The following is a 15,627-nucleotide window of genomic DNA, read 5'->3' as shown; positions in this document are numbered from 1 at the left end:
CTCATCGGGTGTGTCCGCCCCACCGACGAATGGGATCACCCCGGACGGACACCTGCCGGGCAACCGGAACCGTAGTCCGGCCGTAGCGCATCCCGCCGGTGTCGCGAACAGGTCTGTGACCTGCGGAAACACCAACCCGAAAGAACCTTGCGTTGTCAGCGCGGTGCCAGCGCCCGCTGCCATCCTGGACCGGCACACCAGCGCGAACCCCCTGGAGCGGCCATGGACCGGATCACCATCCCCGACGCGCGGGAACTGGCGGGCGAGCTCGCCCGGCACCAGGAGGTGCGCGAGTACTCGGTCTCCTCCGAGCACCTGGGGTGGTGAGCGGTTCCGAGGGGCGGACCGGTGGCGCCACCGCGACCAGGGGTCCGGCTCCGCACGGCGAGCAGCGGCTGCGCACCCCGGAGCAGACGCTGACCTGGCTCGCCCCCAAGCTGCGCACGGTCGGCATCACCCGGCTCGCCGACCTGACCTGGCTCGACGAGATCGGCATTCCGGTCTACCAGGCCGTTCGCCCGGACGCCTGGTGGTTGTCGGTCTCCCAGGGCACCGGTCTGACCAGGGCGGCGGCCAAGGTCGGCGCGGCGATGGAGGCACTCGAGCTGTGGCACGCCGAGCGCGTCGAGCCGGACCTCCCCGAGGCCGAGGCCGGGGCCGCCGCCCCCGGCCTCGGCTACCGGATGCGCGACCTGGACCGCTCCCCGCGCACCTGCCTGAACCCGGCGCTGCGGCTGAGCTGGAACCGCGCACGGCGGCTGGACGGCTCCGGGGAGACCCGGGTGCCCACCGCCTGCCTGCGCCTGGACGGCCGGGTTCGGGCGGAATGGGCGCCGCCGGTGTTCGCGGGCACGACCAACGGGCTGGCGGCCGGCAACACCCTGGACGAGGCGATCGGGCACGGGCTCACCGAAGTGGTCGAGCGGGACGCGGTCGCCCGGCACCAGCGCTCCGGCATCCGCCCTCCGCGCCTTCGACTGGACACTGTGGACGGTGCGGCGGCCGGGCTGCTCGCGCGCTTCGCCGAGGCCGAGGTCGAGGTCGTCGTGGAGGTCCTCGACGGCCCGTGCGGACTGCCGTGCTTCGCTGCCCGGATCTTCAGCCAGGCGTTCCCGGTGTACAGCCGCGGTCACGGCTGTCACCTCGACCCGCAGATCGCATTGCGCCGCGCGCTCACCGAAGCGGCCCGGTCCAGGGTCACCTACATCGCCGGAGCGCGTGACAACGCCGGCAAACCCGTCTACCGGCAGGCCGGCCCGTTCGCCGACGCCCGGACGTCCGCTCCGGGTGACGAACGGGATTTCGCTTCTGTGGCAGCACTTCCGGCGCGGAGCGCGGCAGAGGACAACGCCCTGGTGGTGGAGCGGGTGATGGCGGCGACCGGGGTCACCCCGTTCGTCGTCGACCTCACCAGGGCCGACGTGGGGGTGCCGGTCGCCAGGGTGATCGCGCCCAGGCTGCTGTGCCCCCGACACCTTTGAGGAAGGAGGCAGCCGTGCCCGGACGTTTCCTGTTCGTCGGTCCCACCCTGCCGGACGCCGAGAAGCTGGTGGCGGGCACCGAAGTCCGCGTGCTGCCGCCGATCGCCGCGCAGGACCTCTTCCGGCTCGACCCCGCCCCCGGCGACGTGGTCGGCATCGTGGACGGCTACTTCCACCACGCGCGGTCGATCACGCACAAGGAGATCCTGGTGGTGATCGAGCGGGGCGTGCGCGTGCTGGGAGCTGCCAGCACGGGCGCGTTGCGCGCCGCGGAGCTGGACACCTTCGGCATGACCGGGATCGGCGAGATCTACGCCGACTACACCACTGGCGTGCTGGAGGCCGATGACGAGGTGACGCTGCTGCACGGCCTGCCGGAGCACGACTACCGGCCGCTGTCGGAGCCTTTGGTGAACATGCGCGCCACCCTGGCGGTCGCGGAGCGCCGGGGCTACTGCTCCCCCGCCACCCGCGAGCTGTTGATCGGCGCGATGGCCGACCGGCCCTATCCGGCGCGCTGCTACCGGGCGATGTGGGCCGTGGGCCGCGACCTCGGCGTCGACGAGGAGGAGCTGCTCCAGCTGGCCAGTTTCGTGGACAGCGGCGCTGTCGACCGCAAACGCGAGGACGCGCTGCTGCTGCTCGAAGCGCTGGGCGAGCCGGACCTGCCGCGCCAGCAGCCGCCCCGGCTGAGCCGGACGCTGTTCGTGCACGGTTGGGAGTTGGAGAGCCGGGGCGAGGTGGAGGAGAGCACGTCGACCTGGATCAGCGACCTGGCCGCGCTGCGGGCCTGCCAACTGCTGGCCACCGACTACCCGTGCCTGCACCGGAACCTGGTGCTGGACTGGCTGGCGGAGCAGTGCCGCCGGGAGTGCCGGTTACCGCACGCCGGGCGCTCAGTCGCGGACATCGCCGTGGAACACGGTGAGCACCGAGGGGTCTACGCGATCGACTCGGCCGTGCAGGAGATGTTCCTCGACGACTGGCTCTCCAAGGCCGAGCGCGAGTTGGAGCCGCGCGAGCAGCTGGCGCTGTTCCTGGTGCGCAGCTTCCGCATCGCGCCGTCGCTTGCCTGGGACGAGCTGGCGCTCGACGCGCTGCGGGGCACTCCGGCGTTCGCCAGGGCCAGGCAGCTCGCCGCCTACGCCGCCGCGGTGAACGCGAAGCTGGCCAAGCGGGACAACTCCTTCCACATCGACCGGATCGCGGAGAAGCGGATCGTCGAGGACACCGCGCGGCGCTGGGGTGTGCCCGTCCGGCAGCTGGAGCTGGCCGCGCTGGACCGCGGGTTCGGCTCGATGGAGAACGTGGTCGCCGCGGGCCGCTGCGTGCACCTGCTGGCCAAGTACAACCCGGAAGAGGTGCGGTTCGAGGTGTGCCCGGAGCCCGCTCGCGTCTGCTGATGCCTCTACGCTGTCCGCGTGGACCGGGCCGCGCGGAGTTCGTTGGGTCCCCGAGTCCGGCTCTGGAGAACGCGAGCGGGATTCACGCAGACCGAGGCGGCCGCGGCCGCGGGGATCAGCGTCGCCGGGCTGCGGGACCTGGAGCAGGGCCGCATCGCCCGCCCCCGGCCCGCCACGCTGCGCAGGCTCGCCGAGGCGTTCGGCCTTTCCGCCGCCGAGACCGCGGAGTTGGTGCGGGACAACGCTTCCGCCACCGGGATCAGCGTCGGCGTGCTCGGCCCGCTGGTGCTCAGGGCGGGCGATGAGGTGATCGACCTCGGGTCCGCGCCGCAGCGGACCCTGCTCGCGGCGCTCGCGTTGAGCCCCAACGCGCCGGTCTCCCGGGACGCGTTGATCGAGGCCGCGTGGGGGCACCGCCCGCCCGCGAACGTCGTGGAGATCCTGCAGACGCACCTCTCCCGGCTGCGGCGGCGGCTCACACCGGAAGGCCCGCAGCTGTCCGCCACCGCGAGCGGCTACCAGCTCAACGTCACCGCCGACCAGCTCGATCTGCTCGCCTTCCGCGGCCTGACCGCCGAAGCCCGCGCCGCGCGGGAGCGGATCGACGTGGCGGGCGCGGCCGAGGCGTGCCGGCGGGCGCTCACGCTGTGGCGGGACGCGCCGCTGGCCGACCTGCCCGCGTTCCACGACCACCCCGGCGTCGCGGAGATCCTGCTGGACTGGCAGGCGCTCGTGCTGGAGTTCGCCGAACTCGCCGCGGAGCTGGGCGAGGACGACCAGGCGCTCGCCCCGTTGCGGAAGCTGGCCGCCGCCGAGCCGCTGGACGAGGCGGTGCAGGCGCGGCTGATGCTCACGCTCGCCGCGAGCGGGCGCCAGGCCGCCGCGCTGGCCACCTTCGACGAGGCCCGTCGCAGGTTCGCCGACGAGCTGGGTGTGGACCCCGGGCCGAAGCTGGCCGACGCGCACCAGCGGGTGCTGCACAACCGGGTGAGCAAGCCGATCTCGGCGTCGGCCAGCGCGCACCGGCAGCTGCCGCCGGACATCGGCGACTTCACCGGCCGGGCGGCGGAGCTGCGGTGGCTGACCCGGGCCTCGCTCGCGGAGGCGGGCGGGACCGCGCCGCCGATCGTGGCGATCGAGGGCATGGCCGGGCTGGGCAAGACGCGGCTGGCCGTGCACTTCGCGCACCAGCTGGTGGCGGCCGGGCGCCATGACGAGATCCAGCTCTACGTCGACCTGCGCGCGCATTCCGACCAGCCGCCCGCCGATCCGGCGGTGGTGCTCGCGTCGTTCCTGAACCTGCTCGGTGTTCCCGGCGCCCAGGTGCCGAGGGAGCTGGACTCGCGGGCCGCGCTGTACCGGGATCGGCTGCACGGCAAGCGGGCGCTGGTGATCCTGGACAACGCCGCCGACGAACGCCAGGTGCAGCCGTTGCTCCCGGCCAGCCCCGGCAACCTCGTGCTGGTCACCAGCAGGCGGCACCTCGCGCTCGACGGTGCGGCCACGCTCGCGCTGGAGCTGTTCGCTCCCCAGGACGCCACCGCGCTGCTGGCCACGATCGCGGGCGGTGACCGGGTCGACGCCGAGGGCGCGGAGCAGGTCACCGCGCTGTGCGGCGGGTTGCCGCTCGCCGTGGCACTCGCCGCGCGCAGGCTCCAGAACCGTCCTTTGTGGACACTCAGCGATCTGGCCGAGCGGTTGCGGACCTCCAGCGGCAGGCTCGGGGAACTGAGTTCCGGAACGCGGGGCCTGCGCGCCGTCTTCGACCTGTCCTACCGCGCGCTCGCACCGGAGACGCAGCGGTTCTTCCGTTTGCTGGGCGTGCATCCCGGCGACGACGCGACGGCCGAGTCCGCCGCCGCACTCACCGGGACCGATCCCGCGACCGCGCGGCGACGGCTGGACGAACTGGTCGACGAACACCTGCTCACGATGGTGACCGCGCGGCGCTACCGGCTGCACGACCTGCTCCGCGAGTACGCCGCCGAGCACGCCGGGGAACAGGAGCGGCACGCGGCCGTCGAGCGCGTGCTGACCTGGTACCTCTACGCCGCGGATGCCGCACGGGAGCGGCTTTTCCCGCACTTCGTCGACATCGAGCTGGACCCGGCGGAGCGACCGGGGCACCTGCCCGGGCACGCGGGCGACGAGGACGCCTTCCAGTGGTTGGCCGACGAACACGCCACCCTCGTCGCGGCGGTCGGCGTGGCCCTGACAGAGGGCATGCACCGCATCGCGTGGCAGTTGCCCTTGGTGCTCAAGCACTATTTCGAGCGGCTGAGCAACTACAAGGACTGGATCACCACCGGGCGCGACGCGCTGAAGGCCGCGCAGCGGATCGGCGACCGCAAGGCCGAGGCCATGGTCCGCAGCCTGCTCGGCGTGGCGCACGGCCAGCTCGGCGAGATCGACGTCTGCGTCGAGTACTTCACCGACTCGCTCGCGCTCCGCCGCGAGGTCGGTGACACGGGCGGGGAAGCGCGCACGCTGGGCAACCTCGGTGTCGCGCACACCAACCGCGGCGACTACGAGGACGCGATCGGCTACCTGAAGCAGGCGTTGGAGCTGAGCAGGCGGACGGGAAACCAGCACCTGGAGATCCGCACGCTGAGCAACCTCGGCCGGGCCCAGACGATGAGCGGCAACGCCGACGAGGCGATCCTGTCGCTGGAGGCGGCACTCGGTCCCGCGCGGGCTCTCGGCGATGCGATCGGCCTGGTCGCAGTGCTGCACAACCTCGGCGAGACCCTGCTGCGCGTCGGCAGGCACGGCGAGGCGCAACCGCTGCTGACGGAGTGCTTGGAGGTCTACCGGGACAAGCACTTCCGGCTCTACGAGGCCGAAGTGCTCGAACTGCTCGCGCAGATCCACGACGAGACCGGTTCGGCCGAGCACGCCCAGGAACGCTGGCGCGAGGCCGTCGCGATCTTGGAGGAGCTGGGCCACCCTCGCCTAGAGGAGGTCCGCGGGCGCGTCCGGTAGCCGGTCGTAGGTGGTGTGCATCGAGTAGTCCTTCTTCGGACCGCGGACCCGCATCTCGACGGTGAAGCGGTCCGGGCCCTCGAACCGGTAGTGGCCGGTGTAGAGGTCCTGGTCGCACAGGTGCTCGTCGGTGGCCTCGGCACCGTCCAGCCGCAGCACGTGCATCGTGCGGCCGAACTCCGGCGGCTCCACGAAGCAGACCCGGATCTGGTTGTCCTCCAACAGGTAGTGGTACTCGCGGCTCACGTCGTGAGTCTGCCCGGTACCGAGTTCCAACGTGCCCTCCTCGCGGTAGAGCAGCAGGTCCGGCCGCAACCGGCGGAACTCGGCGACCCCGGTCACCGAGCCGGTACCGGGGATCGCCCGCGCCAAGGCCCATTTCCCGGGCAGGGAAAGGAAAATGCGGCCCTCAGGGGTATCGGTGGAGGTCACAGCTGGCTCCCGGCGGTTCGTCGCGCCACGAATGCTATCTCGGCCCGTGCCAGGTCCGGGGCTCGTCCGGGGCCGTGCAGGCGGTAGTGCGCGGGAAGCAGCGGCCCGTCCGGCGGCGGGTCGGGGAGAACACCGATCTCGGCCGCGAGTCGATCGGCCATGCCGACGTAGTCGCCGTGCGGGAACTGCGGGCGCGGGCGCTGTTCGCGGATCTCCAGTTGCCGCTCCAGCCCCGCCCTCATCCCGCTCGGCCGCGGCAGCGCACCTGTCAGGACGGCCGCCGCCCACCGCGCCTGCAGCTCCATCACGCCGAAGTACGGCCCGCGGTAGAGGCCGACGAACGCCGCGTCGAGGAACTCCGGGTGGAAGGTGCACTCGTGCAACAGCAACGGTTGCAGCAGGTCCGCGGGGTCGTGACCGAGCACGGCCCGCTGGTCCGGGCTCAGGTAAGGCAGTCCGAGGCGGTGACCGGTGCAGTCGATCACCTCGTCGCACGGCAGTCGCACGCCGGTGTCGAGGACGACCGCACCGGGCTCGCGCCGCACAGCCCGGCCCGGCTCCAGCCGGAGGGCACCCGCGCGCAGCATCGCCGGCACCAGGTCGGAGATCACCAGGTACGGAGGACGATCGGAGTCCGGGTCCAACCTCATCCGCTCGTCGAACTCGCCCGGGTTCACCGCGATCCGCGCGAAGCGGCGGTTGGCCTCGGCGTACGACGGCCTGGGCCGATCGCGGCGGTAGCTGACCAGGTCCCACGGCACGCCGTCGAGGTAGCGCGGCAGCAGCCACATCGGCCTGCTCGCGACGGCAGTGACCTCGATCCCCGCTGCGGCGAGTTCTGCGGCGATCTCGGCTCCAGAGAACGCCGCGCCAACCACGACGACGCGCTTGCCCCGGTAGCGCTCAGCGCCACGGTACTCGGTACCAGTTGGGCCGAAGGCCCCCGAAGCGAAGATCACCCCGTCGAACGGCTCCCCGTTGACGATCGTGCCCCGCACCGTGGTGACGGCCTCGCGGAGCCGCAGGTGCGGCGTCAGCCCGAAGTGCTCCGCGTACCGGTGCAGGTAGGTGCGCATGTCGTCGCGGCACGGGAAGTCCGGCGCGTCGTGCGGCCACGGGAAGTCCGAGAAGCAGCAGCTGTGCTTGGACAGGTTCGTCGACATCCCCGGCCACGCCAGTCCGCCCGCGCGCCAGACCCCGCCGATCTCCCCCGCACGCTCGAAGACCACCGGTTCGGCGCCGAGGGCCAGCAGTTCCTTGGCCGCGACGAGCCCACCGGGTCCCGCGCCGATCACCGCGTACCGACGCACCTCAGCGCCGCCCGAGGCCGACGGAACTCAGTACCTCGCGGAACGCTGTCACATCGTCGGCGGACTGCTTGACCTGAACCCAGACCTGTTGCCCGGACACCTCCAGCAGCGCGTCCGCGACGAAGGCGACACCGCACCGCCGCACGTGCGCCGCACGCAGACCGGCGACGGGCGGTGGACTTGTCGCTGCGGCAACACAACCCGGTTTGGCCGTCCTGGTCTCGAAGTCCTGGGGCGACAGCGCCGACATCGGCGGAAGCACCCCGGCGAACACGCCCGCCCGCGGATCGGCAGGCCCGGGGAAGGCCGCCACCGACTCCGCAACGAGCAGGCCGGGCCACCGGCCAGGGGCGAGGCCGAGCACCGACGGGTCCCACCCGGCGCCAGCCAGCTCGCCCGCCCAGGCCCTCGGCACGCGCAGGCTGATCGTCCTGGTGCCGTCGCCGACCTCGACCTGTTCGGGGCGGCTCAGGTACCAGATCCCCGCCGCGACGCCCGCGAGGGCGAGCAGGCCGAGGGGAATCAACCACCGGCTCCGCCTGGGGGCGAGCAGCCGTCGGAGGTCCGCGACGAACTCAGCGACGTCTCCGTACCTGTCCGCGGGTTTGGGCGCCAGAGCCCGCTGCAGCGCCGCGTCCAGGCCAGCGGGCACGTTCCGGACTCGTGGCGGTGCGCCGCGCTCCGCGATGTCACCGATCTCGTTGTTGTCGTAGGGATGGCGGCCCGTCACCGTGCGGTAGAGCAGTGCTCCGAGACCGTAGACGTCCGTGCGCACGCTGAGCGGCTCGTCCGCCCCCGCCTGCTCCGGTGCCATGTAGGCCGGAGTACCGCCGATCATCGTCAGCGTCGACGCCTCGCTGAGGAGCTTGCCGAGCCCCAGGTCGCCCAGCAGCACTCGGTCCTTGCCGTCCGGCCCGGACCGGAACAGCACGTTCGACGGCTTCACGTCCCGGTGCAGCACCCCGTCCGCGTGCAGGGACCGCAACGCCAGCCCGATCTCCACGGCGACTTCGACCGCTTCCCGCCACGGCAGCGGCCCCGCCGAGATCCGCTCTTCGAGCGTGCCCCGGTCTCCGTAGGTCATCACCAGGTACGGCCGCCCGTCCGGCAGCTCGCCGATGTCGTGCACCCGGACCACCCGATCGGATTCAGCGCGCCGCAGCATCCGCGCCTCCGCGAGGAACCGCGAGTGCACGTCGGCCGAGTCGAGCCAGTCCGCCGACAGCACCTTGATCGCCACTGTGGAGTCGAGCGCGTCGTCCTTGGCCCGCCACACCGAGGCGAACGCACCACCCCCGATGCGCTCGACCACCTCGAATCGGCCTATCCGTCCGGGCACCGGCATGGGCCGTATCATGCCGGTTCATGGTCGGGGGCGTCTCGCGCGGAGCGGTGTTCGCCGTCCTCGCACTGGCGCTGACCGGCTGCGGCGGCCCCGTCGAGGTCGGCGGCCCCGCCGTCCCGATGCTCCCCGCCCCCGCCACGACGTCCCCCGCGGCTGGACCCGCCCCAGCCCCCGGCTACACCCAGCGGACCTGGGTCGCCGAGACCAGCCCGTCCACCCTCGCGATGACCGTGCCCGCAGGCTGGGCGGAGCGCGTCGGCGGCAAGTACTGGTCCGACTTCACCGACCCGTCGAAGCGCATCCGCCTCCGCGTCGACATCACCGGCCTCTTCGGCCAAGCCCCGCTGCTCGGGGCCCGCGCCATGGCCGACCGCCACCTGGGCCGGGTTCGCGGCACTCCCGGCTACCGCCTGCTCTCCGAGCGCCCCCTGCCGAAGAGTTCTTTCGGTGACGCCAACCTGGAGGTCGTCTACCGCTACCACCGGGACGGCGAGGAGATCGAGGCCACCTACCACTTCACCGGCACCTCCGCGATCACCAACCTGGAGCTCAGCGCCCACTACCCGATGTCCGACCGCGACATCGCACTCCGGGTCCTGGAGATGGCGGAGAGTTCCGCCGCCTGGGTGCGCCGCTGACCTCCCTGTCCACTGTGGACATCCGACCGCGCCGTCTCGGCTCCGGACACCACCACCGCATGTGATGATGCTCGGATGTCACCTCGCGCGCGCACCGTCGATCCTGGCTGTCTCGCCCAGTGGTGCACGGAGCATCTGGGCAGCCCGCCGGCGGAGGAGTTGTTCAGATCCGGGCACCTGTCCGCCGTCGTCGGGCTTCGGCTGACCGACGGTCGCGAGGTCGTGGTCAAGATTCGTCCGGACTCGCCGCGGATCGCGGCATGCGCGGAAGTCCAGCACCGCATGTACCAGGCCGGGTATCCGTGCCCGCGGCCGCTCACCGGCGCCCTGCCTTTCGGCGGCGACGTCGCGACCGCGGAGGTCTACGTCCGCGGTGGCGCAGTGCTCCCGAGCGCGGAGCACGCGGCCACGGCCTTCGCTGAGGCGTTCGCGCGGCTGATCCGGCTCGCCCCTCGGCCGGACGAGGTGTCCACGCTTGACCCGGCGCCGTCATGGGCGGCCTGGAACCACGCCGGGGATGGACTGTGGCCGCGTTCGGAGGAGGACCCTGATGTCGACCTCAACGAGGCGGACGGCGCGGAATGGCTCGACGAGGCCGGGCGCCGTGCTCGTGATCGTCTGCGCGCCGGCGAATCCGAAGCCGTGATCGGCCACTGCGACTGGCTTGCAAGCAATTTGCGCTGGAGTGACGACACTCTGCTGGTGGTGCACGACTGGGACAGCGTGATCGTTGATGATGAAGCCGTCCTGGTCGGCTTCGCTGCCGCGCTGCATTCGACCGTCAGCGCGGACGAGCTGGCCACTGTCGAAGACACTGAACGGTTCCTGGTCGCGTATTGCCATGCGCGGGGCCGGGAGTTCACTCCCGACGAACTCCAACGAACATGGGCGGCGGGCGTCTGGACCAGGGCCTACGACGCCAAGTACCAACACGCGGTCGGGCAATCCATCATCTCGCTGTCGGAGAACGAGGCCCGCGAGCGACTCCGTCGTGCCGGCGCCGACGTGCGGAGGCCATGACCGGCTCCGGCGCGAGCTGGAAGCCCAGCTCACGCCGGAGCCGAACCTCACCCCACCGCGTAAGCCCGAATCACAGTCTGCACAACGGAATTCCCCTCCCCGTCCGCCACCTTGGCGCGCAACGACACGAACCCGCTCCCCGGGTTCACCACGGACACCTTCCCGTCGACCACCCGAGCGACCTCCCACCGCCCGCCATCGTCGAAAGACACCTCGACCGTCGGCGAAGCAGCAACAGTCCCGCTTCCGTTCCGATGCACGGAAAATGGAATCGAGAACTCCCCGGCACGAGCCCGGTTGTGCGCATCGACGTCAGGCGCGAACCGCACAGCCAGCAACGGCAGGTCGTGAGTGCCGTGACCGGACCGGAACGTCCACTGTGCACTCACCTGAGGCGACGACACTTCGAGGCGGTAGTCGGCGGCCGCGGCGGGCACGGCGAACTCTGCCCAGCCGGGGAGAGGGCTCGACGCGAGCAGGGTTCCGTCCCGGAACAGCTTCGTCGTGCCCGGCGTGTCGTCGACGTAGCCGATTTGGTGCTCGTTCTGGCCGCTGTGCAAGGGGATCCGCATCTCGATCACGTCGCCATCGCGGCCGGCGTGCTGGCGGGGCTGGTCCTTCGGGAAAGCCGGGCCGAACACGGCGGTGTTCCAGCGCTCGGTGGTGGGCTTGGTGAAGACGCGGGGGACCGCCGCGATATGCGTACGCCCGGACTCGAAGTAGTTCGTCCACGGGACGCCGGGAGTGTAGAACTCGTTGAGGGTGAAGGGCAGAGGAGCCTTGATCGCACCGTCGCGAACGCCGACCTGATCGGGCCCGGTCGCGGCGTGCGAGCCCTGGACGGCGACGAGGGAGTTGTCGGGGACGTGGTGCGTCAGCTCCTGGGGAACGACGCCGTCGCGAACGATGCGGACGTTGTACAGGTATGGACTGCGCGCGAATCCACCGCTGCCGTCGGGCTCCGCGAGGCGTTGCTCGGCGGAGAAGGTGAACTCGCCGGGCGAGGCGGTCGTGCGCGAAGGACGGACGAAGGTCTTGGCGAAACTCTCCCCCGACACGCCACCGACAACCGTGTGTGAAGGCGTTGACCGCAGGACTTCGATCCGCGCCGAGAACTCCTTCGCCGATCGTTTGTCCACTGTGGATCCCACGGGTTTGCCGTCCCTGGCGTCCAGCACGAGTTCGGAGTCCTTGTCCAGCACCAGGGTCGGTTCGAAGAAGTGCGTGGACTCGTCGCCCCACGTGGAGGCTTGCAGGAAGTACCGCCCCTTGGGCAGGCGGACGACGCCGGGCGCGGGCTGGTACATGGCGGCGCGGTCGAGGGAATCGAGCTGGATCGAGGCGTTCTCAACCGTTTTTCCCTGGCGGTCGAGGACGCTGAGCTTCAGGTCGTAGCTCTCCACCTCTCGCGTCACACCGATGGGCGTCCGCACGGAGACATCGCGGCCGGTGGCGGTGAGCGCGCCGCTGAAGCGGACATCCGGCGCGGCCACACGGGTGTCAGTGGTGAGAACAGCGCTTGCCGAGCCGCGTGCAGGCACGGTGATCCGTCCAGGCTGGACAGTGAACATCCCCGCGGGAGCCTGCACGTCCACAGCCAAGTCAAGCTCCACTGGGGACGCTCCGGAGTTGGAGTACGTCACGGTGGTCTTGATCGGCTCGTCGTCGCTGTGCGGCCACTTGGCGACGCCGCTGTGGATGCTGGCGGGCGTGGCGTGCACGGTCTGCGCTGTGGCCCTTGCGATGTCCAGGCGCCCAGCGCCCTGATCATGAGCACCGAGCTTCGGGTTCGGCCGTGCCGTGCCCATCAGCGCGGCCTTGATCCGGTCTGCGCGCCAGTCCGGGTGCTGAGCGGCCAGGATCGCCGCCGCGCCCGCCACGTGCGGTGCGGCCATCGACGTGCCGGACATCCGCGCGTACCGGTCCCCGACCGGCTCCTCCGGCGTGCTGTTGAGCGCCCTGGCCGCGACGATCCCGACGCCGGGCGCGGTGATGTCGGGCTTCAAGCCGTCATCGCCGGAGCGCGGCCCTCGGTTGGAGAACTCGGCCAACGCGTCCTTCGAGTCCACGGCGCCGACCGCGAGCGCGGCATCGGCGACCGCCGGACTCATGACGGCCTCGGCCTGCCCCAGGTTGCCGGTGGCGGCCACGAACAGCGCGCCGGTGCGTTCGGTCAGCTGGTTCACCGCGAGCGACATCGGGTCCTTGCCGTCGGTCGGCGGACCACCGAGGCTCATGTTGACCACGCGGGCGCCCTGCCCGACGGCCCACTCCATCCCGGCGATGATCGCGGACTCGCTGCCGCCGCCGCTGTCGTCGAGCACCTTCCCGTTGAGCAGCGACGCCTCCGGGGCGACGCGCGCGGCGATCGACGCGACGTGCGTGCCGTGCCCCTGCCGATCGTCGGTGCTCGAACTCGTGAAGTCCTTGGCGCCGACAACGCGCTTGAGGTCAGGGTGCTTGGCGTCGATCCCGGTGTCGAGCACGGCGATGGTGACGCCCTTGCCCGTGTGCCCCGCCTTCCACGCGGCCGGAGCGCCCACCTGGACCGTGCTGCGGTCCAGCGCGGCCCGCACGGGCGCGTCCAGCCACACCCGCGCGTGCGCCAGCCCCGACCACGTCCGCGCGGCACTCGCCTTCTCCGTGCGCGCGGCGATCGCGCCGATGCTGGGCAGCTCGCGCTCGGCGGCCCTCGGCAGCGCGCGGGCCGCCGACTGCTCCACGATCAGCGGCAGATCGCGCCGCGCCCGGTCGCCGAAGCCCATCGAGATCAACCGGGTCACGTTGAAGAGCCGCCGGTCGAGCCGCCCCGTTCGGACCGCTTCGGCGGCGTCCACGGGCAGGACGACCCGATCGCCGCGCGAGTCCGTGCTGTGCAGGAACCGGATGTGCTCGCGGCCGGGCGCGGCTTGGACCCGCACCTGTCCGTGCTGGAGGTCGACTCGGTCACCGGTGACCAGCGTCACCACCGAAGACCCGCTCGCGGGGTCGAGCCTCCCCACCGAAGACCCGCTCGCGGGGTCGAGCCTCTCCACCGAGGCGGGGGACATCGGCGCAGGTGACGCCTGGGCGGGCCCAACGCTGGTGGCGAGCGCCACGACCACCAGCAACACCCGAAGCTGTGCTCTCACATGCGGCTTCGACGCCGGTTCCGCCGAGTTGGTTGGCAGCGTCCCACGAAGCAAGATGTCCCCATGCGGACGAAGGATCTGGTGCACGTGGCGTTGTTCGCCGCGATCGTGGTGGTGCTCGCCCTGTTCCCGGCGGTGCCGCTGCCCTTCGTGCCGGTGCCGATCACCGCGCAGTCGCTGGGCGTCATGCTCGCCGGTTCCGTGCTCGGCGCGCGCAAGGGCGGGCTGGCGCTGCTGGTGTTCGTCGCGCTGGTCGCGGTGGGCCTGCCCGTGCTCTCCAGCGGCGCCGGCGGCCTCGCGGCGCTGCTGCGCCCCTCCGGTGGCTTCGTGCTGAGCTGGCCGATCGCCGCGTTCGTGATCGGCTGGCTGACCGAGCGGGTGTGGAACCGCTACAACCTCGCGTGGGCGCTGCTGTGCAACGCGGCGGGCGGGATCGTGGTGTCCTACCTGATCGGCGTGCCGTTCCTCGCGGTGGCGGGCGGGCTGGACCTGGGGACCGCGCTCACCGGTTCGCTGGCCTTCGTCCCCGGTGACGCCGTCAAGGTGGTGCTCGCCTCGATCGCCGGGGTGACCGTGCGCCGCGCCTACCCGCTGGTCAAGGCGCCCTGATGTTCCTGTTCGAGGATGTCGAGCACGGCTACGGCGAGCGGCGGGTGCTGCACGGGATCTCGGTGGAGCTGACCGAGCGGCGGATCGCGGTGATCGGCGCGAACGGCTCCGGCAAGAGCACCTTCGCCCGGCTGCTCAACGGGCTGCAGGTGCCGACCGCGGGGCGGGTGCTCGTCGACGGCCTCGACACGCGCACCGAGGGCAGGGCCGTGCGCCGCAAGGTCGGTTTCGTCTTCCAGGACCCCGACGTGCAGATCGTCATGCCCACCGTGGCCGAGGACGTCGCGTTCGGCCTCAAGCACCGGGGTCTGTCCAAAAAGGACGTCGCGGCGCGGGTGGCGGAGGTGCTGGCCGAGCACGGGCTCGCCGAGCTGCGCGACCGCCCCGCCCACCTGCTCAGCGGTGGCGAGAAGCAGCGGCTGGCGATCGCGGCGGTGCTGGCCCTGGAACCGGAGTGCGTGGTCTTCGACGAGCCGACCACGATGCTGGACCTGCGCACCAAGCGGAAGACCACGAAGGTGATCGCGGAGCTGCCGCACCAGGTGGTCGTGGTCTCGCACGACCTGGACCTTTTGTCGGACTTCGACCGCGTGCTGGTCTTCGACGAGGGCCGCATCGTCGAGGACGCACCGCCGGCGCGGGCGATCCCGGCCTATCTCGACCTGATGGCGCCATGCTGAGCCTGTACCGCCCGGGAACCTCGGCGCTGCACCGCCTTCCGGTCGGCGTGAAGCTGGTCGTGTTGCTGCTGAGCGGCATCGGGCTGTTCTTCGTCGCGAACCCGTTCGTGCTGGGCGGCTTCCTGCTCGTGGTGGTCGGGCTGTGGTGCCTGGCGGGCATCCCGCCGGTGGAGCTGCTGCGGCAACTGCGCCCGCTCCTGCTCGTGCTGGTCCTGCTCGGCGTCGCCCAGGTGGTGCTGCTGGGCTGGGCTTCGGCGTTCGCCGTGCTGCTGCGGCTGATCACGTTGGTCCTGCTGGCCACGCTGGTGACGATGACCAGCCGCACCGAGGACATGATCAGTGCGCTGGAACGCGCGGCGAGCCCGTTGCGGGTCGTCGGCCTTCGCCCGCACCGGATCGCGTTCGTGCTGTCGCTGACCCTGCGCTTCATCCCGCTGATCAAGGAGAAGGCCGACGAGATCCGCGCGGCCCAGCGGGCACGCGGCGTCGAGCGCTCCTCGCTCGCCCTGCTCCTGCCGCTGCTGGTGAAGGTGCTGCGGATGGCCGACCACATCGCGGAGGCACTGGACGCCCGCGGCCTTGACGACGGGCGCTAG

The 15,627-nt window shown here is 71.6% G+C and carries 12 protein-coding genes; 8 read left to right on the top strand and 4 right to left on the bottom strand.

Features of this window, described 5'->3' with window-relative positions:
* The first annotated feature begins 323 nt into the window (after positions 1-323).
* From BLT28_RS00690 to BLT28_RS00680, 3 genes are read left to right on the top strand one after another with little or no spacing between them, the layout of a single operon-like run.
* On the top strand, positions 324-1,481 hold the full coding sequence (locus BLT28_RS00690) for a YcaO-like family protein (protein ID WP_162184937.1): 1,158 nt from the start codon (positions 324-326) through the stop codon (positions 1,479-1,481).
* Positions 1,482-1,495: 14 nt separating this feature from the next.
* Complete coding sequence (locus tag BLT28_RS00685; RefSeq protein WP_052408105.1) at positions 1,496-2,884, top strand: TfuA-like protein; 1,389 nt, start codon at positions 1,496-1,498, stop codon at positions 2,882-2,884.
* A gap of 18 nt (positions 2,885-2,902) precedes the next feature.
* Positions 2,903-5,866 (top strand): BTAD domain-containing putative transcriptional regulator, encoded by a 2,964-nt coding sequence (locus BLT28_RS00680; RefSeq protein ID WP_052408104.1) that lies wholly within the window; start codon positions 2,903-2,905, stop codon positions 5,864-5,866.
* Here the strand turns inward: BLT28_RS00680 and BLT28_RS00675 are convergent.
* The 3 genes from BLT28_RS00675 to BLT28_RS00665 are packed head-to-tail and all read right to left on the bottom strand — an operon-like array spanning position 5,837 to position 8,953.
* Positions 5,837-6,298 (bottom strand): DUF6314 family protein, encoded by a 462-nt coding sequence (locus BLT28_RS00675; RefSeq protein WP_030433128.1) that lies wholly within the window; start codon positions 6,296-6,298, stop codon positions 5,837-5,839. The two genes, BLT28_RS00680 and BLT28_RS00675, sit on opposite strands and share 30 nt — an antisense overlap.
* On the bottom strand, positions 6,295-7,608 hold the full coding sequence (locus tag BLT28_RS00670; protein WP_030433127.1) for a flavin-containing monooxygenase: 1,314 nt from the start codon (positions 7,606-7,608) through the stop codon (positions 6,295-6,297). Before BLT28_RS00670 ends, BLT28_RS00675 begins: the two co-directional genes overlap by 4 nt.
* 1 nt (position 7,609) lies before the next feature.
* Positions 7,610-8,953 carry a serine/threonine-protein kinase gene (locus BLT28_RS00665; protein WP_052408103.1) on the bottom strand — a complete coding sequence of 448 codons (1,344 nt, stop codon included), beginning with the start codon at positions 8,951-8,953 and terminating at the stop codon, positions 7,610-7,612.
* 20 nt (positions 8,954-8,973) lie between these two features.
* Here BLT28_RS00665 and BLT28_RS00660 point away from each other — a divergent pair, with 20 nt between their 5' ends.
* Positions 8,974-9,591, top strand: a complete 618-nt coding sequence (locus BLT28_RS00660) for a hypothetical protein (protein ID WP_156051735.1) — start codon at positions 8,974-8,976, stop codon at positions 9,589-9,591.
* A gap of 75 nt (positions 9,592-9,666) precedes the next feature.
* Positions 9,667-10,611 (top strand): phosphotransferase, encoded by a 945-nt coding sequence (locus BLT28_RS00655; protein WP_063766697.1) that lies wholly within the window; start codon positions 9,667-9,669, stop codon positions 10,609-10,611.
* Between the two features lie 47 nt (positions 10,612-10,658).
* On the opposite strand, the gene BLT28_RS00650 is transcribed toward BLT28_RS00655, so the two are convergent.
* On the bottom strand, positions 10,659-13,742 hold the full coding sequence (locus tag BLT28_RS00650; RefSeq protein WP_030433123.1) for a S8 family peptidase: 3,084 nt from the start codon (positions 13,740-13,742) through the stop codon (positions 10,659-10,661).
* Between the two features lie 63 nt (positions 13,743-13,805).
* On the opposite strand from BLT28_RS00650, the gene BLT28_RS00645 reads away from it, so the two are divergent.
* From BLT28_RS00645 to BLT28_RS00635, 3 genes are read left to right on the top strand one after another with little or no spacing between them, the layout of a single operon-like run.
* On the top strand, positions 13,806-14,351 hold the full coding sequence (locus BLT28_RS00645; protein WP_030433122.1) for a biotin transporter BioY: 546 nt from the start codon (positions 13,806-13,808) through the stop codon (positions 14,349-14,351).
* Positions 14,351-15,031: an energy-coupling factor ABC transporter ATP-binding protein gene (locus tag BLT28_RS00640; RefSeq protein WP_030433121.1), complete on the top strand. Its 681-nt coding sequence runs from the start codon at positions 14,351-14,353 to the stop codon at positions 15,029-15,031. The genes BLT28_RS00645 and BLT28_RS00640 overlap by 1 nt, the downstream gene beginning before the upstream one ends.
* Positions 15,025-15,627, top strand: a complete 603-nt coding sequence (locus BLT28_RS00635) for an energy-coupling factor transporter transmembrane component T family protein (RefSeq protein ID WP_030433120.1) — start codon at positions 15,025-15,027, stop codon at positions 15,625-15,627. Before BLT28_RS00640 ends, BLT28_RS00635 begins: the two co-directional genes overlap by 7 nt.

This window comes from Allokutzneria albata (assembly GCF_900103775.1).
GTDB classification, from domain to species: Bacteria; Actinomycetota; Actinomycetes; order Mycobacteriales; family Pseudonocardiaceae; genus Allokutzneria; species Allokutzneria albata.
The sequence above is the reverse complement of the archived record's forward strand: the minus strand, read 5'-3'. Positions and strand labels throughout refer to the sequence as shown.

What these genes read in the sequence shown, in the direction of transcription:
- BLT28_RS00665 (WP_052408103.1), bottom strand. Translation starts at nt 8,953, where the DNA reads ATGCCGGTGCCCGGACGGATAGGCCGATTCGAGGTGGTCGAGCGCATC.
- BLT28_RS00660 (WP_156051735.1), top strand. Translation starts at nt 8,974, where the DNA reads ATGGTCGGGGGCGTCTCGCGCGGAGCGGTGTTCGCCGTCCTCGCACTG.
- BLT28_RS00655 (WP_063766697.1), top strand. Translation starts at nt 9,667, where the DNA reads ATGTCACCTCGCGCGCGCACCGTCGATCCTGGCTGTCTCGCCCAGTGG.
- BLT28_RS00645 (WP_030433122.1), top strand. Translation starts at nt 13,806, where the DNA reads ATGCGGACGAAGGATCTGGTGCACGTGGCGTTGTTCGCCGCGATCGTG.
- BLT28_RS00640 (WP_030433121.1), top strand. Translation starts at nt 14,351, where the DNA reads ATGTTCCTGTTCGAGGATGTCGAGCACGGCTACGGCGAGCGGCGGGTG.
- BLT28_RS00635 (WP_030433120.1), top strand. Translation starts at nt 15,025, where the DNA reads ATGCTGAGCCTGTACCGCCCGGGAACCTCGGCGCTGCACCGCCTTCCG.